Origin of the sequence: Chlorogloeopsis sp. ULAP02 (assembly GCF_038404745.2) — a bacterium.
Classification (GTDB): Bacteria; Cyanobacteriota; Cyanobacteriia; order Cyanobacteriales; family Nostocaceae; genus Chlorogloeopsis.
In genome coordinates, this window is record NZ_JAYKTT020000064.1 from 1 (window position 1) to 20,754 (window position 20,754).

The following is a 20,754-nucleotide window of genomic DNA, read 5'->3' on the forward strand; positions in this document are numbered from 1 at the left end:
AGCAATTCTCAAGGGTGATTATTCTTATGAGGAGGTGATGAAAATGGCAGAGGATTTGATGACTGAAATGAAAAAAAATATATGAAGAATCAACTCTAGCTCCAAAACTCGATTTGGGGCAAGTTAATGAACTGTGTATAGAGTTGATAGAAATGCAAGGGTGGGGAGAATAGGGGATAGGGTATGAAGAAAACTGTAACCTGTTCTTCTAAAGTACATCAACAAAACCATAAAGACTGACGAGCAGCAATAGTATGGCTGTAAGTTGGGTAATGCGTGTTTGAGGAGAAGGAGCGATCGCTTCCCTGACAAGGATAGAAATTGATGCACCAACCACTAAACTCAAGCCCAATACCATATAAGGTTCTTGTGCTGGTAAAACAGTAGAGATTGCCAGCATGACAATTGCTAGCGTCAACATTAACAGTTCTACAAACCGGGGCGGGTTGTATTGGCTAGATAAAATGAGGGTACTTAACCAAAAGCGCCAACTTCTCATAACAAGTCCACAATCAGGAGTTAGTAATTGGTGGTTAAGTAGTTAATAGGGGCGGTTTGATTTAAAGATTTCGTTATCTTAGAGAAATCACTGTAAAAACTGCCCTTACAGTAGTTGGTTCTTTATAAGAATACTGTACGGGCGGGTTTTACTGAATTATTTTTCGGTTAAAAACGACAATTTATCTTCTAAACCCGCACGGCAGTCGCTACAACGGAACGCCAGGTGCTACAACCGCTTAACCCGCAAGGGCGCACTGCCTCCCCTACTAACCACTAACCAATAATTATTACCAAATTAACGAACCCCTGTTTTAATTTGACCTGTACCATTAGTTTCGGCAGAGTTTCCTGGTAATTCTACACCAAAGACACGTGCGAAAGCTTTTTCTACCTTATAACCAGAATCGATTGACTCTAAGGGATCTTTGCGCAATCTGTGACGCAAACACAGGGTGATGACGCGGCGAATGTCATCAACTGTGACTTCAGTACGCCCTTCAAAGGCTGTTAAAGCTTTGGCAGCACGATTACTAACAATGTCACCCCGCAAACCATCCACATCTAATTCAGAACAAACTTCGGAAATCTTCACCCGCAAGTCATAGTCAATATTAACCGAGGGCAAAAGCTCTTGGGCATTAATGATACGCTGTTGCAGTTCTTCTTGCTGAGATTTGTATTTTTCTAGAAAATCTGGGGGATTTTGGTCAAATTCTGCCCTTTGTTCAACAATTTGTACTCGTAATACTGGTTCTTTGACTGTATGAATTTCCGCGTGCATCCCAAAGCGATCAAGTAGCTGCGGACGAAGTTCGCCTTCTTCTGGGTTGCCAGAACCAACGAGTACGAAGCGCGCCGGGTGACGGATGGAAATACCTTCTCGTTCTACTGTGTTCCAACCACTAGCGGCAGAGTCTAACAACACATCTACTAAGTGATCGTCAAGTAGGTTAACTTCATCCACATAAAGAATGCCCCGGTTTGCTTTAGCTAAAAGTCCTGGTTCAAAGGCTTTCACACCTTCAGATAAAGCTTTTTCAATATCAATAGTGCCGCAAACCCTATCTTCTGTAGCACCCAATGGCAAATCAACCATTTGAACTTTTTTTTGAACAACGGGAATGTCTTCCCCGTTTTCTAGTTTTTGGCGGATTTCATCGCCCATCAAATCGGGATCACTGGGATGGCTGTTGAAGGGATCGTTAGCAACCACAGGGATTTCTGGCAATAAGTCAGCCAATGCCCGGATGGTTGTGGATTTACCAGTACCGCGATCGCCCATAATCATAACACCACCAATTTTAGGGTCAATCACGTTCAATATTAGAGCCAGTTTCATTTCTGATTGGCCCACAATTGCCGTAAAAGGAAATACCACGCGACGCGCAGCAGCGGTAGCAATAGCAGTAGGACTCACTAAATTACCTTTATCTATATTATTCTTATTACAGTTTCTTATTGTGCCATAGGTCGGGAGTAGGGAGTAGAAACTAAAGAAGGTGAGAGTGGAGCAGAGAAACTCAAAATATTAAGGATTTGACTTCTGAAGTAAATTTATGTACATGATACTCACATACCTCTACTATCTCGCTGCTAAATCCTAGTTCTTGGTTAAATTTTTGCTCTATAACTTCTAGTTCGGTTAGTGAAATAGCTTTCCAATGCTCGCGGGTTTCCCAATGAATTACCAAAATTACCTCTGTAGAATCTTTGGGGTTGAGCCAAACTTGTTTGCCCAGAAAGCCAGGGTAATTAGCCAGTGCTGCTGTCCAAATTTCTGCGTCCTTTTGAATATATTCTTCTCGTTGTGCGGATGGTACTTTAATTTTGAGTATTTCTATACAGTGTTGTAAATCTGTATCTTTCGCCATTTTTTAGTTCTTTCTTATATCCTGAAAAAGGATATCATGAACTCCACATTCCACAGGGAGGCAAAAACTTTTCGAGATTTTCCGTTGGGTGCTCCTGGCAAGAAAACGACTACAATTAGACTGGCGTGACACGTAAGGCAGGTTATTTTCTTGGCAGTAATTTTCTAGGTAGGCACACAGCCGCTCGATCAAATCCTCATGATTGGCATTTGGTTTTGATCATCGCACAGGCATCCCATCTAATAGCCTAAACTCTCTGCCCGAACCATCGTCCCAGACGAGAAACTCTTCAAAAGTCAGTGGTTGTGTGACGGTTGCGTAAATCGCCCAGGCTCTATTGCTGACGGGTACTTGACTCAATGCTAATAAGATGTACAGCTTTGTCTATAAGTTCTGGCTGATTTTCCTGCCGTAGTTTGGAAACAACAGCTTGAGATGGGGTAATGCAAGGTGATCGCAAGGGTCAGTATAGTATCGGATTAATGACCAATATCGGATTTGCTTTACATGGACACCCGAAGGAGCATTAGAAGTTGAAATAGTAGACTACCATTAGGAGATTACCAACAGATGAGAGTTCCAAAAAATAGGACTCCCTCACATCCTGGCGAAATATTACTCAAAGATTTCCTAGAGCCAATGGAAATATCACAAAGAGAACTTGCAGTTGCAATTCACGTTCCTTATCAGCGAATTAGCGAATTAATGAGGTTGTAAATCAAAAACGGGGTATTACGCCTAGTACAGCATTACGGTTAACAAAATTTTTTGGGAATAGTTCAGAGTTTTGGTTAAACCTCCAGCAGAACTGGGAACTCTACCATATTCTGAAGGAAGAAGAAGCGGAATTAAAAATCTATTGTACAGTTCAACCGTTCTGAAACAACTATTTGCTAATTTCAATAACAGGCAGATAGTTAACCAGATGCAAATAGAGTTAACACAGTAATTTCTGGACGGGAACCAAATCGCAGATGTAATCCAGTCATCCCGATGCCACTGTTGGTATACAGGAGCATATTTTTGACATTATACAAGCCGGAAAAATACTTATGTGCTAAGGTTGGCAGAATCAGCGGTTTGAAGAAAGGAAGACGTACTTGCCCAGCATGAGAGTGTCCAGATAGTTGCAAATCAAACCTACCTGTGGCAGCACTCGTATCAGCAAAATCTGGTTCGTGTGCCAAGAGAATTGCTGCTCCATCGCTAGGTAATTGCTTCAGTATCAAATCCAAGCGCTCTTTACCCAGGCATATATCTTCTACCCCAGCAATATGCAACATAGCATTACCCCGGTGTAGGCTATAAATAGCATTATGAAGTGTGGTTATACCTGTTTGTTCTAGGGCTTGGTTAATAGCTTGCGGATCTGCTTCGTAGTCATGATTTCCAAATATTGCTACTGTCCGATCGCTCGGTGTAAATTGTGCCAAAGCAAACTTGAGATTGGGAATAAATGCTTGGGAATTACGGCTGACTAAGTCTCCTGTAATCACCACTAGATCTGGTTTTTGTTGGTTAACTAAGCGAAAAATTCGATTTAAACGCTTTGAAGTCGTCCATTTATCTGTGTGAATATCACTAATTTGTACAATTCGATAACCATTAAATTCCGATGCTAGGTGTGGTAAATTTAAATGCAAGGAATTAATTTCAAGCCAGTTTGGTTCAATTAAACAAGCATACAACAAAGCACAAAAGCCCAACAAAAAAGAGACTCTGACAAATCGAAAGGCTAATTTGCGGGCTTTTCTTAGCCGTTGACTTTTTCTCAAAGCCCAATCTCCATTCCTTGTGATTGCGAGATTATCGTTTGAATTTTTATATTTATTGAACTGGTTCTCATTGTAGCGATCGCCAGCTAAATCAATAATTGAAGATTTTCGATGATAAGTCTGTTCTTTGAGGACAAATAAGCGGGAATTGGGAAGAAGAGGACACCCAGACGCGGGGATATAGGGACACAGAGAATTGTGAATCACGTTTTTGCTCCTCTGCTCCTCTTCCTAGTCCCTAGCCCCTAATCCCCACCTCATCTAGTTACAATAAAGATTTGCAGCATTCTGCATCTAAATTTATGAAACTTCCTATTGTTGCTATTATTGGTCGCCCAAATGTAGGTAAATCTACCTTTGTAAATCGCCTTGCTGGGGAGCAATCTGCCATTGTTCACGATGAACCAGGTGTGACGCGCGATCGCACTTATTTACCTTCCTTTTGGCGCGATCGCGAGTTTATGGTTGTGGATACTGGTGGTTTAGTATTTAATGATGACACCGAGTTTTTACCACTGATTCGGCAACAGGCGATGGCTGCACTCAAAGAAGCAAGTGCTGCTATTTTTGTTGTAGATGGAATTACAGGGCCAACAGTAGCTGATGAAGAAATCGCGGAATGGTTGCGTCAACAACCTGTACCCGTGCTGCTGGCTGTCAATAAATGTGAATCTCCAGAACAAGGTTTAATTCAAGCGGCTGAATTTTGGAATTTGGGATTGGGTGAACCCTATCCTATTTCTGCAATTCACGGTAGTGGTACGGGTGATTTACTTGATGTGCTAATTACGTATTTACCACCAACAGGAGAAATTCCAGAAGCTGATGAAATTAACGTGGCAATTGTGGGACGCCCCAATGTTGGTAAATCTAGTTTATTGAATGCTTTAGTTGGTGAACAAAGAGCAATTGTTAGTCCCATTTCTGGTACTACCCGTGATGCTATTGATACCGTCATTGAGCACAATGAACAAACTTACCGTTTGATTGATACGGCAGGAATTCGCAAGAAGAAAAACGTTGAATACGGCACTGAATTTTTTAGTATTAACCGTGCCTTTAAGGCAATTCGCCGTGCTGATGTGGTTTTGTTGGTGATAGATGCTCTGGATGGTGTCACCGAGCAAGATCAAAAATTAGCTGGCAGAATTATCGAAGAAGGTAGAGCCTGTGTGCTGGTAGTTAACAAATGGGATGCAGTAGAAAAAGATTCTTACACGATTTATGATTACGAAAAACATCTGCAAGAACGGCTGCATTTTAGTGAATGGGCGGAAACCATATTTGTCAGTGCTTTGACTGGGCAAAGAGTAGAAAAGATTTTAGAGTTAGTAACTAAATCCGCTGAAGAACATAAGCGTAGAGTAAGTACTTCAGTAATTAACGAAGTTTTGGAAGAAGCAGTTCGCTGGCATTCTCCGCCAGTGAGTCGTAGTGGCAAACAAGGCAAACTTTATTATGGTACACAAGTCAGCACCCAACCACCGACGATCGCATTGTTCGTCAATGATGCTAAACGCTTTAACGACAATTACCGTCGCTACATCGAGCGACAATTTCGCCAACAATTAGGATTCAAAGGTACCCCTATTCGTTTCTTCTGGCGGAGTAAAAAAGCTCGTGACGTGGAAAGTGCTAATGTCAATCGAGCTACACGGGTATAATAATTGTCATTTGTTATTTGTCGTTTGTCCAAAGTTTAATGACCAATGACTAATGACTAATGACCATTGACTAATGATTAAAAATGGATTTACTGCGATCGCTACCACTTGGTCTTTACTTAGAACAGCCGCAAACTTGGTTACATAAACTTGATCCAAGAGTCAAGTTTATCTGGTTAATGAGCTTTTTGACAACCTACGTTTTTGCCAATAACTTGTGGCGTCTATTGCTGGTGTTAGTTTTAATTTTCATCACTTTCATCGCGAGAATTCCCAGGCGAGTTTGGCGGCAACAGATGGGCTGGTTGTTAATGCTGTGCTTTTTTGTGTTTGCGATCGCTGCTATTAGCCCTGATGGACTTGGTATAAAATATCAACCACGTCTGCCAGCTTACGAATCTACGATGATTGAGAAATCACAGCCAGCAACTTCCACAGTTACGCCTTCACCAGCAAACCGTCACTCAAAATACAGTTATGTACTGTTTGAACAGGGAGTAGTGAAAGTTACTCGCCGTTCTTTAGATTTGGCAACTAGTTTCAGTACAATATTATTTACAGTTATTTACAGCACTAATTTATATCTACTGACAACTGCACCAGAGGAAATTACAGCTGCGATAGAAAGTTTGATGCAACCCTTGCGTCGCCTGAAGTTACCTGTAACAGAGATTACATTAACATTGACTTTGTCCCTGCGGTTTATACCTCTGGTACTAGAAGAGGTGCAGAATTTATTTCGTTCAGTAATGACAAGAGCAATTAACTGGAAAAAGCTAGGATTCAAAGGAGCAGTTAAAGTTTGGATGTTGGTGGCAGAGAGATTATTAGAAAATCTGCTACTGCGAGCAGAGCAAATGGCTAATGCAATGATGGTAAGGGGTTTTACCAGCCCCAATGAACATCGAGTTCAGTGGCACGAATTAAAATTAAGAAGATTAGACTGGCTTGCGATCGCCATTTTAGTCTTATTTTGGGGAGCACGGTTAGCAATAGGTACTAAAGTTTAATAGTTAACAGCAGGTTAACTACTCAATCAGATAACTGTGCCAAACAGGTTTAGTATCTTTACTCTCCTTCTGTGGAAGCAATAACCGCCAAGTTTTGCCCTCTTGTTGAAGTTGCAAGTAAACATCAAATGGTTTTTGTGGTTGTTTGAGTTGTCTTTTTGGTAGCTTAAAGATGAGGTCGTAAGTGCCACTCACATGGTAAGTTAGTAGATTTTGAATTGTCTGGGGTTGTTTTTTAGCAATTGCTAGGTGATGAACTTCAAATCCTTTGAAATCTAGATCTAGTTGTTGTTTGAGTTGCTGTTGAGTTTTCTCCAACTGGAGAGCGATCGCTTTTTCTACTAACTGGCTAGTTGGTGCGAGTACGCTGGTGGTACATGCAGTTAATAACCCCAGCAAAGTCATGATGATAATTAGCCGTACCATCACTGTTACTCCTTTAAAATAGCGTCCGTTATTCCGAAGCGATAGTATAAGCTATTGGACAGTAGAATTACCAAATTTGTATAAATTTTAATTAATATTCAACTGATTTCCTACGTGGAGACTCTTAACAGGGAATGCAAAGCAGTGTTGGGGAAAACAATGTGTGTAATTAATTCTGTTTGAGTACTTATAAAATTTTTCCTATAAAAAACAAGAATAACATAATAATTTGAAAAATATAATAGAAATATTTAATCTACCTTGAGATATATTTTAAAAGTTAGTAAAAGCTAATAAGTTGTTATTAAGCTACTATTTGCTTCAAGCATATGTAAGTTTCAATATTTAGATAAAATTTAGACTATTTTCTGGTCTCGGATAGGTATAGTTAGCATAACAAGTTTTTCCCATCAATAAATCAAAATTGACCTTTAAAAATATTGGTTGGTTGATTGCATTCCGCTAGCCACTGATTTGCTAGGCAAGCCTAAGTGATGATACTCGATTTTAGAGCAAATTTTACCTGCGGTTTTTATCTGTGGTGTAAATAGTTTGTGGTTATAAAGTATGTTTTTTCAGTTTGTTTGCTCACAATACTCTGGTTCAAAAAGGTATAGATTTACGATTGCTGTAGTTTACAACTACTGATGATGCAAGAGGTTAATATGACAACAGTAAATAATTTTCCAAAACTATGGTTAAAACTGAGGCGTAGATTTTTCCATTATTTAGATTTTGCTATTCAAAAACCTGATTGGATGATTATGTTTTGTTTTAGCCGTATTCATCTTATACGTAATATGGTGCAATTTATTTATAAAGATAAAACACTGAGCAATTATGAAGGTAATTCTGTTTTTGAAGATATCGATGTGAATCAAGTTGTTGATAGTCTCAAAGCAGAGGGTATATATTTGGGTATTAATTTGCCTAATCATGTCTTGCAGGAAGTAATAGAATTTTCTAAAAAACTAGTTTATCTAGGTGATGGTAATCCACAATATCAATTTTATATTAATGACAAAGAGAAGCAAGAGAAAAAAGTAGGTAAAAATTTTATAACTGGTTATAATTTTAATATTTCGGCATTATGCCCAATTATCAAGAAACTGGAAAGTGATCCAAAATTATGGTTAATTGCTACTAAATACTTTGAAAAAAAACCAAGAAAAATAAGAAGTAAAATTTGGTGGACGTTTGCTCAAGAAAAAGAATTTGAGGAGCGTTTAAAGGGATTTTTTAACTTCCATTATGATTTGGAAGACTATTGGTGTTTAAAATTTATGTTTTATCTAACAAATGTTGATGTATATAGTAGCCCTCATATCTGTGTTAAAAATAGTCATAAGCAAAAAAAGCTTAAACATCAGCTTTCCTTACTTAGAGAAACAGATGACAGCGATATTGTTAATTACTATGGTTTAGAAAATGTACTTAATATTTGCGAAAAAGCAGGGTTCGGATTCGTAGAAGATCCATTTTGTTTTCATAAGGGAACGTTTCCAATTCAAAGAGATAGATTAATCTTGGAAATAAAATTTACTATCAATAATTATGAATGATATAGCTAGAAAGGCTAAGTCTCAATACTTCAACATTTTCTATTGCTATGGTCGTTCTAAGTGATTTATAAAGTTTTCTCACTTTTCTTTTTCTCTGTATCCTCTATGTCTTGAAGTGTTCACAAATCAAAAATGAATACTATTTATCGTTTGAGTATAAAATTGATAATGTTGCAAATTGTATCTATAAGTCAACACACCCTTATATGAGCGCTTAGATTATTATTTACTATGTAAATTTTTTTATATTGTAAAATCTAAAAAAATAGTGATTTAATACCAAGTTTTTGCAAAGCAACTATAAATTCTTTACAAAGAATACGAAGTACTGTTGGACAAATGACCGTAATAATACTTAAAATACATCAGCTATGTTTCATACGCCAAAAAAGTCAATTACATGAACAATATTGTTCAACAGGTACGTAACAGAATATTAAGAAAGGTACATCAAATATCATTCTTGCAAAACCAATCTGAGCAGGTTTATCTTGCGGCATTGGAAAAGCACGGTGCTTATCTGCCAGCTATTTCAACAAAGGATTTGATTTTAGTTGAGACTATAAGACGTGAAGGAGTAGCGATCGCTTCACTAGAGTCATTGTCTGTTCCTAGTACAGACAAAATGTTACAGGCAACAACAAGTCTGATACCCAAGATACCCAAAACTATCTCCGGAAGTAAAAATGAATATGTAGTTCATGCGACTTGTGAGCAAATGCTAGAGCATCCAGAAATTTTTCTCTGGGGGCTAGAACAGCGTTTGGTAAATATTGTTGAACATTATCTTGGTTTACCGGCAGCGTACCATGGTCCATATTTTCGCAGAGATCTGGCTAATCAAGTTGAGCGAAAATCTAGGTTATGGCATATAGACACAGAAGATAGAAAAATTCTCAAAATAATTGTTTATCTGAATGATGTGAGTGAGGATTGTGGCCCATTTCAATATATCCCACAACATCTAACTGATATAGTTGCTAGCTCTTTGAAATACCAGTATGGATACATTAGCGAAAAAAGAATGCAAAGAGCTTTGTCACCATCATATTGGAAATCATGTACCGGCAGTGCAGGAACAGTAGTTTTTGCCGCCACCGCTAGCGTTTTTCATAGAGGAAAGATACCTCAAACATCTGATCGATTTACAGTCTTTTTTGATTACACTTCTCGACAACCAAAATACCCATTTTATTGTAGTCCTTCCTTACCTCGGCATAATTTAATGTCGCTTGCCTCACAGTTCTCGGAGCAACAAAAGCAGTGTGTGTTTTGGGTATAAAAAGCTTGCGGATATTAGCCAAAGCACTACATTTTACTTTTTGTACCATACAAGCAAGCTTCGTTAGGAATTGGAGGATGGGTGTATTCATCCATTCATATTACTATGCCACTTGCCACTAACTGGCGAAGCGCGAGCGCACAGCCAACAACATCCATACTCCTAATTTGCTCCTAACTTACTGAATAACTTTGCTAAAACCACGTTAGAAAATAAAAATCCATTTGGATCGCTTAAACGCAATCTTCCTTGTGCCACTTCCACCCAACCTTGCTCAAAAAATGGCTGACAGTATTTCTTAATTTCCTCTATCTTCTCCACTCCGAACTGTTTTTCTAGCACTTCCAAGTTCACACCTTCTGCCAAACGTAATCCTAGCATTAGGGTTTCTAATAAAATTTCATCTGGTGGTGTCACTTCACAATTAATTACACACCTATCTTCTACCCACTGATAATATTCTTTTGTTTTGCGCGGGCGAGTGAAGCGTTTTCCCTCTACATAACTTGCTGCACCCATGCCAAAACCATAATAAGGACGATTTTCCCAGTAGACTCGATTGTGCCGACATTGATGCCCGCTTTTGGCATAGTTTGAAATTTCGTAATGTTCATATCCTGCACCAGTTAAAATTTGCTGCGCCGTCTGGTACATTTTTACTGTCATTTCATCTGTTGGTAGGGGAGTTGCACCAGGTTTATAATAACGACCAAAGGCGGTTCCTGGTTCAATAGTCAGATCGTATATAGATATGTGTGTTGCTGCTATCGCAACTGCTTTTTCCAACGACTCCTGCCACCCCTCTAAAGTCTGATGCGGCAATCCTGAAATTAGATCTATGCTGAATTCAGGAATCTTGCAGGCGTAAATAAAGTCAATCGCTGTGAAAATATCAGCAAGGTTGTGCGATCGCCCACACGCTTGAAGTAATTTTGCATCAAAAGCTTGTACACCTAAACTGACGCGGTTAATCCCTGTATTGGATAAGCCCTGAAGCTGTGCTAGATCAAACGTACCTGGATCTACCTCCATTGATATTTCTGCTCCAGGAGAAATACCAAACTTTTGTTCTAGTACTGTCAATATCTGTTGCACCTGTTCTACAGATAGAAGTGAAGGAGTGCCACCACCAAAGAAAATAGTTTCTAATGGTTGACTCAAACCAGAGAAAATGTTTATTTCTTGACATAACACTTCTACATATTTGGACATCGTGCCAGAGGTTTCACCTCGCAAGCGATCGCCAATCACAGAAACAGGAAAATCACAGTAAAAACATCGTCGTCTACAAAAGGGAATATGTATATAAGCAGAGCTTGGAATATTTATAAAAGTATCTCTTTGAGCCATTTTGAGTAACAATTAAATTATTATTCTAAGAATTACAAAAAATGAATATTAGTGCGTTATTAACATTTTTTTATCATTTTCCAACGAAAAGATGAGGATAATAAAGCATAAAACTATTTAGTTATAATGATTGCAGATGTTGTTTCTCATAATCTATACTATGACCGCAATTATTCTCAAATCTATTTAAAGTGAGGAGCTAAATAAATACTTATCCTTATCCGCTAATATCAGTTGCAGGAAAAACAAAACTATGCTCGATGCAATTATCATATTCTCATTCATCCTGGCAGCGGCAGGGATAGGGTTCTATAGTACCGATTTACTACCCGATGGGGCAATGGATCGGGTGACGAACCTAGAAGCTCTGCGTTTTGTTGTTGCTGTTTTTGCCGCCATTATTGGAGGCGCAGTTGGATTAAGATTTCAGACTGAGTATCGTCGTCTGGAGGCGCAAGTTCGAGACTTGCCATTTGAAGTCATCTTAACCCGTGCTATTGGTTTAGTAATTGGGTTATTGATGGCTAATCTGATGTTAGCACCTCTATTCTTACTACCAATTCCCGCTGACTTTAGTTTCATTAAACCGTTAGTAGCAGTTGTTGGTAGCATCGTGCTGGCATATACGGGTATGAACCTAGCAGATACTCACGGACGTGGGTTGTTACGTTTAATTAATCCCAACACCGTAGAAAGCATGGTGGTGGAAGGAACGCTAAAACCAGCCAGCACCAAAGTTTTAGACACTAGCTGTATTATAGACGGTCGGATCGAAACACTACTTGAAACTGGCTTTTTGGAAGGGCAGATTATCGTACCACAATTTGTCTTGCAAGAATTGCAGCAAGTAGCAGATGCGAGTAAAGATCAAAAGCGGGTGCGGGGAAGACGGGGGCTTGAAATTCTCAACCGCATTAAAACAGCTTATCCCGATCGCATTTTGATTAATACAGTTGACTACGAGGATATTGCGACAGTTGATGCAAAGCTAGTCCGGTTTGCCCAGGAAATCAATGGCACACTACTTACGAACGACTACAACTTATCCAAAGTTGCCAGCGTTCAAAAAGTACCTGTTTTGAATGTTAACGATTTGGTAAACGCTGTACGTCCTACTTACCTACCGGGTGATAATCTTGACTTGAAGATACTTAAAGAAGGAAAAGAACCAAGTCAAGGAATTGGCTATTTAGATGATGGCACAATGGTTGTTGTTGAGGAAGGCAGTAGTTACGTTGGTGGAGAAGTACGAGTAGTAGTTACGAGTGCCTTACAGACATCCGCAGGACGGATGATATTTGCTAAACCCCAAGCTTCGGCTTTAGCATGAAGAGAAATATCAAGTTTGAGTTTAATCGATTCTTTTTAACCGATGCATTTAAATTGCATCGGTTCTTTTGTATTAAGTTTAAATATTAGTTTTATGGCAGTTGCCGAATAGATTAGGACAATGCCTAATCATCAACTAAGGACATTAAGCGGCTTTCAAGCCTGTTCCCTGTTCCCTGCTGTATAAGCAAAATTTAGTTAGCATTTAAATATGCATATTTAATCATATATGTCAAACTTATTGTTCATCCTAGCCATAGGACAACAATAATGGTATAAACAAGCCTAGTCTTGAAAAGTCAAATTTCCTTATCAAAAATTAATTAAAAATAACTTCAGAATGAGAGCTAAAGCGATTAATTTTGTGATTTTGACTGTAACTACTAGTATTTTAGTGGGGATCGTCGGTCATCAAAGTACGACAGTAATGGCACTGCCGCCACCAGAAGAAATACCAGAAGAAATCTTGCGAACAGAAATTATTACAGCAGCGCGATCGCCTATCGATGGCAAACTCCTAAAAGCCGCGGAATATGCACAATTGCAAGCACAACTGCAACAAGCACCACCACCAAAACTGTCTACCAAGATTCGGGACAATATTTTTTTACTGAATCTGCGTAAAATACTACTTCAGCTTTTTCCATTTTTGGATATTTAATTTGCAAGGAAGTTAGTGTCGTGGTGAGGGAGCTTCCCGGAGGGTAGCATCTGCCGTTACCTGGGGTTGTAGAGATAATATCTTTTTCATGCCTGGCGGTGAAACTTGTTTCCTAGTGACTGCCTGATTTTTAAAACAAAAGCGAGAAAAAGAACCACAAATACCAATTTCTCTACTACTACCACCGTTCATCACTCTCTCACTCGAATAATCTCCCATTCCCCCCCAGGTTTGATGACAATCGCAACAAAATTTGCAAATAAATGTAAACAATACTATATAGAACTTAAAAAAGCAGATTTACTCACCACTTTATTCAATCAACGTAGGTAGCTCCATGTCTATGACCACGATCGCCCCTGAACAGGTTAACCGTATCGTTTGGAATCAGCATCACGATCCGTTTGAAGTACTAGGTTCCCATCTCATAGAAGAAAATGGCAAAAATGTCTGGGCTGTGCGAGCGTACCTACCCAATGCCAGTTCAGTGTGGGTGGTTCTTCCTGAAGAAAGGAAAGAATATGCGATGCAAACTGTGCATCATCCCCACTTTTTTGAATGCACAATAGAAACCAAAGAATTAGCAAACTACCAGTTAAAAATCAAAGAAGGAGAGCACGAGCGAGTCATTTACGATCCTTATGCCTTTCGTTCTCCTCGCTTAACCGATTTTGATTTGCATCTGTTTGCTGAAGGCAATCATCACCGAATTTACGAGAAACTAGGAGCGCATCCCACAGAGGTAGATGGTGTTAAAGGTGTGTATTTTGCCGTTTGGGCACCAAATGCTCGCAATGTCTCAATCATAGGAGACTTTAACAATTGGGACGGACGCAAACACCAAATGCGTAAAGGTGTAACTGGAGTTTGGGAATTGTTTGTTCCTGAACTTGGGGTAGGAGAACATTACAAATACGAAATAAAAAACATAGAAGGACATATTTACGAAAAATCTGATCCCTACGGTTTCCAACAAGAACCCCGCCCCAAAACAGCATCAATTGTTAGTAACTTAGATGCCTATGCGTGGAACGATCAAAACTGGATGGAGGTGCGGCGTCACACCGATCCCCTCACTCAACCAATTTCAGTATATGAAGTCCATATTGGCTCTTGGTTACACGCCTCTAGTGCAGAACCCGCTAAACTTCCCAATGGTGAAACTGAACCTGTAGTTCCCGTTTCGGAACTCAAACCTGGCGCACGTTTCCTCACCTATCGGGAATTAGCAGACAAGTTGATCCCTTATGTCAAAGATTTGGGATACACCCACGTTGAACTATTACCGATCGCCGAACATCCCTTTGATGGTTCTTGGGGTTATCAAGTCACCGGGTACTATGCCCCCACTTCCCGTTATGGAACCCCTGAAGATTTTATGTACTTTGTTGACCAATGCCATAAAAATGGGATTGGAGTAATTGTAGACTGGGTTCCCGGCCATTTTCCCAAAGATGGTCATGGTTTAGCGTTCTTTGATGGCACTCACTTGTACGAACACGCTGATCCTCGTAAAGGCGAACATAAAGAGTGGGGTACTTTAGTATTTAACTACTCGCGCAACGAAGTACGCAATTTCCTCGTTGCCAATGCCTTATTCTGGTTTGACAAATATCACATTGACGGCATTCGGGTTGATGCAGTTGCCTCCATGCTTTACCTCGATTATTGCCGCAAAGAAGGAGAATGGGTTACCAATCAATACGGCGGCAGAGAGAATTTAGAAGCAGCAGAGTTCTTGCGTCAAGTCAATCACATTATCTTTAGTTATTTTCCCGGAATTGTTTCCATTGCCGAAGAATCGACTTCTTGGCCAATGGTATCTTGGCCGACTTACACTGGAGGATTGGGTTTTAACTTGAAATGGAACATGGGCTGGATGCACGATATGCTGGATTATTTCAGCATGGATCCTTGGTTCCGCCAGTTCCACCAGAACAATATCACCTTCAGTATGTGGTATCACCACAGCGAAAACTTTATGCTGGCGCTCTCTCACGATGAAGTTGTGCATGGCAAGAGCAATATCATCGGTAAAATGCCGGGAGATAGATGGCAAAAGTTTGCTAACGTGCGTTGTTTGTTTACTTATATGTTTGCTCACCCAGGCAAGAAAACCATGTTTATGAGCATGGAATTTGGGCAGTGGAGTGAGTGGAATGTGTGGGGTGACTTAGAGTGGCACTTGTTACAGTATGAGCCACACCAACAACTCAAAGTATTTTTTAAGGAGTTGAACCATCTCTATCGCACTGAACCAGCATTGTATACCTTAGATTTCGCACGGGAAGGATTTGAGTGGATTGATTGTAGCGACAACCGTCATAGCGTCGTGTCGTTTGTTCGCACAGCCAAAGACTCTGATGATTTTGTGATTGTCGTTTGTAACTTTACACCCCAACCTCATTCCCACTACCGGATTGGTGTACCAGAACCCGGATTTTATACCGAGTTGTTCAACAGTGATGCACGTCAGTACGGTGGTAGCAATATGGGTAATTTAGGCGGCAAATGGACTGATAATTGGTCTATGCACAATCGCCCCTATTCACTGGATTTGTGCTTGCCACCTTTGGGAGTGTTGATTTTGAAGTTGGATAGGAAGAAGACAGCCGAAGTAATGGAATCTTAATGAAGAGGGTGGGCATAGTTCCACCCTGTATTTTATCTAAAATTTACCCTGTAAGATCCCCGACTTCTCACCAGAAATCGGGGATCTGTGTTTTTAGTTCCTTATATAGTGTGAAAATGAGAATGCGATCGCACTTAGCCTCTCCATCAAAAGGGCGATCGCATTTTACAGAGACAGTATAAGATTATGAGTGCGATCGCTATTCCACAACAAGTTGTCGTTAACCCTCAATTTTCATAGGGAGCTATTTCACTCCATTTATACCCCATATAACTAGTCAGCCTAGCTAAAGGAGGGTTCCATTTTCGGCGCAAACAAATGTACAAAGAAGCACCAGCCTCTAAATCTGTGGCTGTCTCTATGCCCTCGGCTCTAAATTTTTCTACAGCGTGATCATAGCGTCTTTGCCATACCTGCTCTAAGGAGTCATTAATATTTGCACGATGCTCTGGCACAAAAAAACTAGACAACTCAACCAGTAGCTGTTGACTGCCACCCCACAATTCTGCTGTCGCTGTGGAATTTACTAATGAACGATACTTTTTAGTGTTCAATGCGGTTTTCATCAAGGTAGCTGTATCCATTGCCAACAGTAGTATACGTGGCAAGGCATAATAAGTTTGGCGAAAGCGGAAAAATAATAGTGCTGGATAAGAGTGCTGCGATTCGAGTAAATTAATTAAATCCCTGGCGATGTTGGAAATATCTTGCTGCACACCGCTGAGTTCGCCACTAGCTCCTAATCTTGCTATGATCTCGGCTGCGTCTGCCGTACCAGCAGAACGGTGGTGTAAGCTCAAAGCAAAAGTGTTACGTCTAATGAGTGCGCTGTAAATCGATAGCAGATAGGTAATTGTTAAAGTAAATGTTGAGAAGCCAAGTGCTGCTTCTAAAATCATCAGCAGTCGTTGAAAGTCTGTTTCTGGTGTTAAATCACCTGTACCAAGCGTTGTCAGCGAAAAGCCACTGTAGTAAAGTGCGGCGGTAAAACTAGTGTCAGTCCACTCACGAGTAGATTTGATAGCTGAACCCAAATTAGGCCAGACAATTAAAGCAAAACCGCAGATGAGCAGGCATACCCATACTACCACTGTTGCAATTATCAATATAGGCCCGCTGTGGGAGAGTACTTTCTTGTCTTGGCAAGGAAGAAGACGTGCCACTAATCGAAATAGCCACCAAATTCCTTTCCCTAATCGCAAACTAAGTAAACTACTGCCAAGACGAGGAAATAATACTGTTAGGTAAATGTCTACAAGCGAGATAATGACAAGCGCTGCACCGATGATTTGCACTAACAACTTCATTTAACTTTGCTGCTTTGATTAATAATCGCATTACAAATGTTAATCAAAATCCTGTTGAGAAAATCGGATGTGAGTAGCAAATCAGTCTTGAGATAGGTAAACCAGTAAAATACTTTATGGCGATCGCTCATTTCAGGCAGACTATTTGATCTGATATGTAAAAGTGCTGTATTGTTGCTATTCCTGTAAAGTAGGAGACAAAGAAGATTAGAAAGCAACTATGTACGTGCTAATTGGTGGCGCTGGCTTAGTAGGCTTAAGTTTAGCGCAGAAACTAGTAGAACTAGGGCATACTGTTGCCGTCATTGACGTTAACCCTAACGCTTGCCGCTATGCCCGCGAACAAGTGGGAGCGATGGCTTTTGAGGGAAGTGCAGTTAGTACAGAAGTTTTGTTAGAAGCTGGGATTCGTAAAGCTAATGCCTTGGCAGCTGTGCTTAGAAGCGATGCTTTAAACTTAGCAATGGTAACTCTTGCTAAACACTATGGTGTTTCCCACATTTTGACTCGGATGCGTCACTCTGATTTTGCTGAACCCCTACGTTTAGCAGGTGCCAACCATATCATTAGTACTGTAGATCTAGCAGTTACAACGATGGTGAATGCGATTGAGTATCCGCAAATAGAATCAATCATGCATTTTGAGCAAGGGCAAATAGAGGTATTCAAACTTTCAATTCCGAATAACTGTTATGTTGTTGGTCGTAGCCTTGCTGAAATTGCTCAAGATTCGCGCTTTCCCACTGGTTCTCTAATTATTGGCTATCAACCCCATCCCCATGAAGATTTAACGATTCCTAACGGAAGTACGGTACTTGAACCAGATTCAACTGTGCTGATTGTGACAAAACCAGGCTCATTACATCAAGTAATTGATTTTATTGAAGGCTGCAAATAAGTTTAATGAAGTTAAACCCGCATTTTTATTTAGCCATTACTTTTATTTTTCTTGCATCTTGTACATCATCGCAGATGTCGTCGAAGTCACAATCTGCTCCTACTCAGGCAAAGTCATCTCATCAGGTGGTGACTCTAGATAAAAATTTTAAGATAGCAATGGGACAAACTATTTATGTCCCTGTCTATTCTTATATTTATCATGACGAGCAACAAAGGATTTTAAATTTAGCAGCTACACTTAGTATTCGTAATACAGATTTGAATAAACCTATCATCATTACTTCTGTACGTTACTATGACTCCGATGGAAAACTAGTCAAGCAGTATTTAGAGCAGCCCATTCAACTTAACGCGCTAGCTTCTAGTGATTTTTTTATCAGTAGAAATGATAATAGTGGTGGGTTAGGAGCTAATTTTATTGTGGAATGGGTAGCCCAAACAGAGATTTCTGAGCCGATAGTAGAAGCAGTTATGATTGCTACTGAATTCCAACAAGGAGTTTCTTTTATTAGTCCTGGTAAGGTCATAAAAAGTCAAAAAAATTGAAGATTTTAGCTTCATATTAGAGATTTTCAAAACTTATTTTCCTGTCCCCTATCCCCTGTTTCCTTGTATTAATCATCTTCTAATTTCAGTAATTGCTCATCAATTTTTTTTAATCGTCCACGCACAACTTCTTCTGAGATAATTCGCTTACGTGTTGCCTCATTTAGTGCTGCTTTCTCTGCCAATAGCAATCGATGACGAATCGCATCAAATTTTTTATATTCCCCACTATTGACATCAAACTCATCTGGGCGACGATTATAGAATTCTCGTAATGCTTTTTCTGCGGTTGCTACTTGCACTTGGTAACTTGAGCGCATCTCTTCATAGACAGCTTTTGGTAGAACTCCTGACTTTAACAGACTTTCTAATTCATCCTGAGCTGCTTTAGCTGTGATTAACTGGGCTTGCAATTCTTCAACCTGCTGCTGTGCCTCTGAAAATTGAGATAATTTTAAGCGTTTTACCAGCCAGGGCAAACTTAACCCTTGCCCTACCAATGACACTAAGACACTGCCGAAGACTAAAGTGATGAGAAATTCTCGCCCTGGCAGTGTGGTGGGTAAACTTAACGCCAGAGCCATTGAAAGTGAACCTTTGATGTTGCCTAAAAAGAGTAAATGTTGCCAGCGCAGCGGAATTGGACGATCAAACCAACGAACCGTAGCCAGCAGCGGATAGACTGTAAGAATTCGTCCGACTTGATAAGCTAAAACTGCAAGTAGAATAGCAGGTAAAGTTCCCCACAGCGTTACCAAATCTATTTCTACACCAATCAGCAGAAAAATAAAGGTATTGGCAGTAAAACTGGCATATTCCCAGAAACTTAGTAAGGTGATGCGACTAGAAGCGGGAGTATTGCGAGAAAGTCCCAGATTCCCAAAAATTAATCCAGCCACAACTACAGCCACAGCACCTGATACACCCAGAAATTGCCCAACCTGAAAAGTGCCTAATGCAACTGCGACAGTTAGTAAGAGGCTGCTCAGGGGATCGTCTAAACGGGCAAATAGAGGTATGCTCAAGTAGCCCAAGACTAACCCGACAAGACAGCCTCCTAGAGCAATAAATAACAGTTGTTGGATTCCCTCCAGTAAAGTGAGCGAACCTGTGGAATATACTTGCAAAATTAGGTTGAATGAAACTAGGGCAGCAGCATCATTGAATAAAGTTTCTCCTTCAACAATAGTGGAAAGCCGTGAGGGTACTGGTATCTCCTTAAAAACGGCAATCATTGAAACCGTATCTGTGTTTGCGAGAATGACTCCTACAAATAAAGCAGGTATCCAACTCAGCCCCAGCCCAAATTTCAATACAACGGCAATAATAGCACTGGACAATACAGCCCCAGGAGCAGCGAGAAGGGCAATTGGTTTAAACGTGCTGCGTAGGCGGCTGATATCTGTATTAATGCCAGCATCAAATATTAAAATCGGTAGGAAAAGATTTAAAACCAAGGAAGGATCTAAACCAATAGGACGAGACAATAGCTCGGTAATCGGCAAACCTGCCAACACTAAACCTGTAACGTAGGGAACACGCAGCCGCCGTGTTAGCAGGGCAACACCTGTGGCTAGGAGCAAAAGAATAATGGAAACAGTGACTAAGGAAGCAACATCCACTTTGATTTTGGCAAGTTGTGTAAACTACTTTGATAAACGTTGCCAAAAAAGTAGTACAGATGTCAAAATTTTTTCTGTAAATACACAATAGAGTCTAGGAATATACCGCACACGCATGCATAGGCGATCGCCTGGATATCTCAACTGAACACTTGCACATATCTCGGCTTCGCCTCAATGCATTAACATAACGAGTCGATGCATTAACATAACAAGTCGATGCATTAACATAACGAGTCGATGCATTAATATAACAAGTCAATGCATTAACATAACAAGTCAATGCATTAACATAACAAGCCGATGCATTAACTAA

At 40.0% G+C, this 20,754-nt stretch carries 22 protein-coding genes and 1 pseudogene; 12 read left to right on the plus strand and 11 right to left on the minus strand.

Annotation, left to right across the window (positions count from 1 at the left end; translation table 11 throughout):
* A pseudogene (locus U2718_RS21425) lies at positions 1-173 on the plus strand (nucleotidyltransferase); the annotation flags it as partial.
* 35 nt (positions 174-208) lie between these two features.
* Here the strand turns inward: U2718_RS21425 and U2718_RS21430 are convergent.
* The 4 genes from U2718_RS21430 to U2718_RS21445 all read right to left on the minus strand — a co-directional run bounded on the left by U2718_RS21430 (position 209) and on the right by U2718_RS21445 (position 2,732).
* Positions 209-499, minus strand: a complete 291-nt coding sequence (locus U2718_RS21430) for a hypothetical protein (RefSeq protein ID WP_342002308.1) — start codon at positions 497-499, stop codon at positions 209-211.
* A gap of 297 nt (positions 500-796) precedes the next feature.
* Positions 797-1,918 (minus strand): magnesium chelatase ATPase subunit I, encoded by a 1,122-nt coding sequence (gene bchI / locus U2718_RS21435; protein ID WP_342002309.1) that lies wholly within the window; start codon positions 1,916-1,918, stop codon positions 797-799.
* A 103-nt stretch (positions 1,919-2,021) separates the two neighbouring features.
* Positions 2,022-2,372 carry a TIGR03792 family protein gene (locus tag U2718_RS21440; RefSeq protein WP_342002310.1) on the minus strand — a complete coding sequence of 117 codons (351 nt, stop codon included), beginning with the start codon at positions 2,370-2,372 and terminating at the stop codon, positions 2,022-2,024.
* A 219-nt stretch (positions 2,373-2,591) separates the two neighbouring features.
* Entirely contained in the window at positions 2,592-2,732 is a 141-nt protein-coding gene (locus tag U2718_RS21445) for a hypothetical protein (protein ID WP_342002311.1), read from the minus strand.
* Positions 2,733-2,942: 210 nt separating this feature from the next.
* On the opposite strand from U2718_RS21445, the gene U2718_RS21450 reads away from it, so the two are divergent.
* Together U2718_RS21450 and U2718_RS21455 are read left to right on the plus strand one after the other, a co-directional pair.
* Complete coding sequence (locus U2718_RS21450; protein ID WP_411813343.1) at positions 2,943-3,089, plus strand: helix-turn-helix transcriptional regulator; 147 nt, start codon at positions 2,943-2,945, stop codon at positions 3,087-3,089.
* 14 nt (positions 3,090-3,103) lie between these two features.
* Positions 3,104-3,253, plus strand: a complete 150-nt coding sequence (locus U2718_RS21455; protein WP_342002326.1) for a hypothetical protein — start codon at positions 3,104-3,106, stop codon at positions 3,251-3,253.
* Positions 3,254-3,289: 36 nt separating this feature from the next.
* Here the strand turns inward: U2718_RS21455 and U2718_RS21460 are convergent, their stop codons facing one another.
* Positions 3,290-4,354 (minus strand): metallophosphoesterase, encoded by a 1,065-nt coding sequence (locus U2718_RS21460; protein ID WP_342002312.1) that lies wholly within the window; start codon positions 4,352-4,354, stop codon positions 3,290-3,292.
* Between the two features lie 95 nt (positions 4,355-4,449).
* Here U2718_RS21460 and der point away from each other — a divergent pair, with 95 nt between their 5' ends.
* Together der and U2718_RS21470 are read left to right on the plus strand one after the other, a co-directional pair.
* Positions 4,450-5,811, plus strand: coding sequence for a ribosome biogenesis GTPase Der (der, locus tag U2718_RS21465; protein ID WP_342002313.1), 1,362 nt, complete (start codon positions 4,450-4,452; stop codon positions 5,809-5,811).
* A gap of 83 nt (positions 5,812-5,894) precedes the next feature.
* The gene (locus U2718_RS21470) at positions 5,895-6,821 is read left to right on the plus strand and encodes an energy-coupling factor transporter transmembrane component T family protein (RefSeq protein ID WP_342002314.1); all 927 of its coding nucleotides are present in this window, start codon (positions 5,895-5,897) and stop codon (positions 6,819-6,821) included.
* An 18-nt stretch (positions 6,822-6,839) separates the two neighbouring features.
* Here the strand turns inward: U2718_RS21470 and U2718_RS21475 are convergent, their stop codons facing one another.
* Complete coding sequence (locus U2718_RS21475; protein WP_342002315.1) at positions 6,840-7,247, minus strand: hypothetical protein; 408 nt, start codon at positions 7,245-7,247, stop codon at positions 6,840-6,842.
* Between the two features lie 665 nt (positions 7,248-7,912).
* Between U2718_RS21475 and U2718_RS21480 the strand changes: the two genes are divergently transcribed.
* Both U2718_RS21480 and U2718_RS21485 read left to right on the plus strand, forming a co-directional pair.
* Positions 7,913-8,809, plus strand: a complete 897-nt coding sequence (locus U2718_RS21480) for a hypothetical protein (protein ID WP_342002316.1) — start codon at positions 7,913-7,915, stop codon at positions 8,807-8,809.
* 400 nt (positions 8,810-9,209) lie between these two features.
* The gene (locus tag U2718_RS21485) at positions 9,210-10,091 is read left to right on the plus strand and encodes a 2OG-Fe(II) oxygenase (protein WP_342002317.1); all 882 of its coding nucleotides are present in this window, start codon (positions 9,210-9,212) and stop codon (positions 10,089-10,091) included.
* 162 nt (positions 10,092-10,253) lie between these two features.
* Here the strand turns inward: U2718_RS21485 and hemW are convergent, their stop codons facing one another.
* Positions 10,254-11,441, minus strand: a complete 1,188-nt coding sequence (gene hemW / locus U2718_RS21490) for a radical SAM family heme chaperone HemW (protein WP_342002318.1) — start codon at positions 11,439-11,441, stop codon at positions 10,254-10,256.
* A 253-nt stretch (positions 11,442-11,694) separates the two neighbouring features.
* On the opposite strand from hemW, the gene U2718_RS21495 reads away from it, so the two are divergent.
* Together U2718_RS21495 and U2718_RS21500 are read left to right on the plus strand one after the other, a co-directional pair.
* On the plus strand, positions 11,695-12,771 hold the full coding sequence (locus U2718_RS21495) for a PIN/TRAM domain-containing protein (protein ID WP_342002319.1): 1,077 nt from the start codon (positions 11,695-11,697) through the stop codon (positions 12,769-12,771).
* A gap of 339 nt (positions 12,772-13,110) precedes the next feature.
* Positions 13,111-13,431 carry a hypothetical protein gene (locus U2718_RS21500; protein WP_342002320.1) on the plus strand — a complete coding sequence of 107 codons (321 nt, stop codon included), beginning with the start codon at positions 13,111-13,113 and terminating at the stop codon, positions 13,429-13,431.
* 12 nt (positions 13,432-13,443) lie between these two features.
* On the opposite strand, the gene U2718_RS21505 is transcribed toward U2718_RS21500, so the two are convergent.
* Positions 13,444-13,623 carry a hypothetical protein gene (locus U2718_RS21505; RefSeq protein WP_411813344.1) on the minus strand — a complete coding sequence of 60 codons (180 nt, stop codon included), beginning with the start codon at positions 13,621-13,623 and terminating at the stop codon, positions 13,444-13,446.
* A gap of 151 nt (positions 13,624-13,774) precedes the next feature.
* Here U2718_RS21505 and glgB point away from each other — a divergent pair, with 151 nt between their 5' ends.
* A complete protein-coding gene (glgB, locus tag U2718_RS21510; protein WP_342002327.1) occupies positions 13,775-16,063 on the plus strand; it encodes a 1,4-alpha-glucan branching enzyme in 2,289 nt (762 codons plus the stop codon).
* A gap of 227 nt (positions 16,064-16,290) precedes the next feature.
* Here glgB and U2718_RS21515 read toward each other — a convergent pair whose 3' ends face one another.
* Positions 16,291-17,370, minus strand: coding sequence for a potassium channel family protein (locus U2718_RS21515; RefSeq protein WP_342002322.1), 1,080 nt, complete (start codon positions 17,368-17,370; stop codon positions 16,291-16,293).
* A gap of 220 nt (positions 17,371-17,590) precedes the next feature.
* On the opposite strand from U2718_RS21515, the gene U2718_RS21520 reads away from it, so the two are divergent.
* Positions 17,591-18,268, plus strand: a complete 678-nt coding sequence (locus tag U2718_RS21520) for a TrkA family potassium uptake protein (RefSeq protein ID WP_342002323.1) — start codon at positions 17,591-17,593, stop codon at positions 18,266-18,268.
* Between the two features lie 5 nt (positions 18,269-18,273).
* Entirely contained in the window at positions 18,274-18,816 is a 543-nt protein-coding gene (locus tag U2718_RS21525) for a DUF3124 domain-containing protein (RefSeq protein ID WP_342002324.1), read from the plus strand.
* 68 nt (positions 18,817-18,884) lie between these two features.
* Here U2718_RS21525 and U2718_RS21530 read toward each other — a convergent pair whose 3' ends face one another.
* Together U2718_RS21530 and U2718_RS21535 are read right to left on the minus strand one after the other, a co-directional pair.
* Complete coding sequence (locus U2718_RS21530) at positions 18,885-20,438, minus strand: cation:proton antiporter (protein ID WP_342002325.1); 1,554 nt, start codon at positions 20,436-20,438, stop codon at positions 18,885-18,887.
* A 94-nt stretch (positions 20,439-20,532) separates the two neighbouring features.
* Positions 20,533-20,754 (minus strand): hypothetical protein (locus U2718_RS21535; RefSeq protein WP_411813345.1); only part of this gene is annotated, 222 nt, incomplete at its 5' end.

Coding starts and splice junctions, on each gene's coding strand:
- U2718_RS21500 (WP_342002320.1), top strand. CDS start 13,111: ATGAGAGCTAAAGCGATTAATTTTGTGATTTTGACTGTAACTACTAGT.
- der (WP_342002313.1), top strand. CDS start 4,450: ATGAAACTTCCTATTGTTGCTATTATTGGTCGCCCAAATGTAGGTAAA.
- U2718_RS21525 (WP_342002324.1), top strand. CDS start 18,274: ATGAAGTTAAACCCGCATTTTTATTTAGCCATTACTTTTATTTTTCTT.
- U2718_RS21485 (WP_342002317.1), top strand. CDS start 9,210: ATGAACAATATTGTTCAACAGGTACGTAACAGAATATTAAGAAAGGTA.
- U2718_RS21430 (WP_342002308.1), bottom strand. CDS start 499: ATGAGAAGTTGGCGCTTTTGGTTAAGTACCCTCATTTTATCTAGCCAA.
- U2718_RS21520 (WP_342002323.1), top strand. CDS start 17,591: ATGTACGTGCTAATTGGTGGCGCTGGCTTAGTAGGCTTAAGTTTAGCG.
- U2718_RS21440 (WP_342002310.1), bottom strand. CDS start 2,372: ATGGCGAAAGATACAGATTTACAACACTGTATAGAAATACTCAAAATT.
- hemW (WP_342002318.1), bottom strand. CDS start 11,441: ATGGCTCAAAGAGATACTTTTATAAATATTCCAAGCTCTGCTTATATA.
- U2718_RS21515 (WP_342002322.1), bottom strand. CDS start 17,370: ATGAAGTTGTTAGTGCAAATCATCGGTGCAGCGCTTGTCATTATCTCG.
- U2718_RS21480 (WP_342002316.1), top strand. CDS start 7,913: ATGACAACAGTAAATAATTTTCCAAAACTATGGTTAAAACTGAGGCGT.
- U2718_RS21475 (WP_342002315.1), bottom strand. CDS start 7,247: ATGGTACGGCTAATTATCATCATGACTTTGCTGGGGTTATTAACTGCA.
- U2718_RS21505 (WP_411813344.1), bottom strand. CDS start 13,623: ATGAACGGTGGTAGTAGTAGAGAAATTGGTATTTGTGGTTCTTTTTCT.
- U2718_RS21470 (WP_342002314.1), top strand. CDS start 5,895: ATGGATTTACTGCGATCGCTACCACTTGGTCTTTACTTAGAACAGCCG.
- U2718_RS21450 (WP_411813343.1), top strand. CDS start 2,943: ATGAGAGTTCCAAAAAATAGGACTCCCTCACATCCTGGCGAAATATTA.
- glgB (WP_342002327.1), top strand. CDS start 13,775: ATGACCACGATCGCCCCTGAACAGGTTAACCGTATCGTTTGGAATCAG.
- U2718_RS21495 (WP_342002319.1), top strand. CDS start 11,695: ATGCTCGATGCAATTATCATATTCTCATTCATCCTGGCAGCGGCAGGG.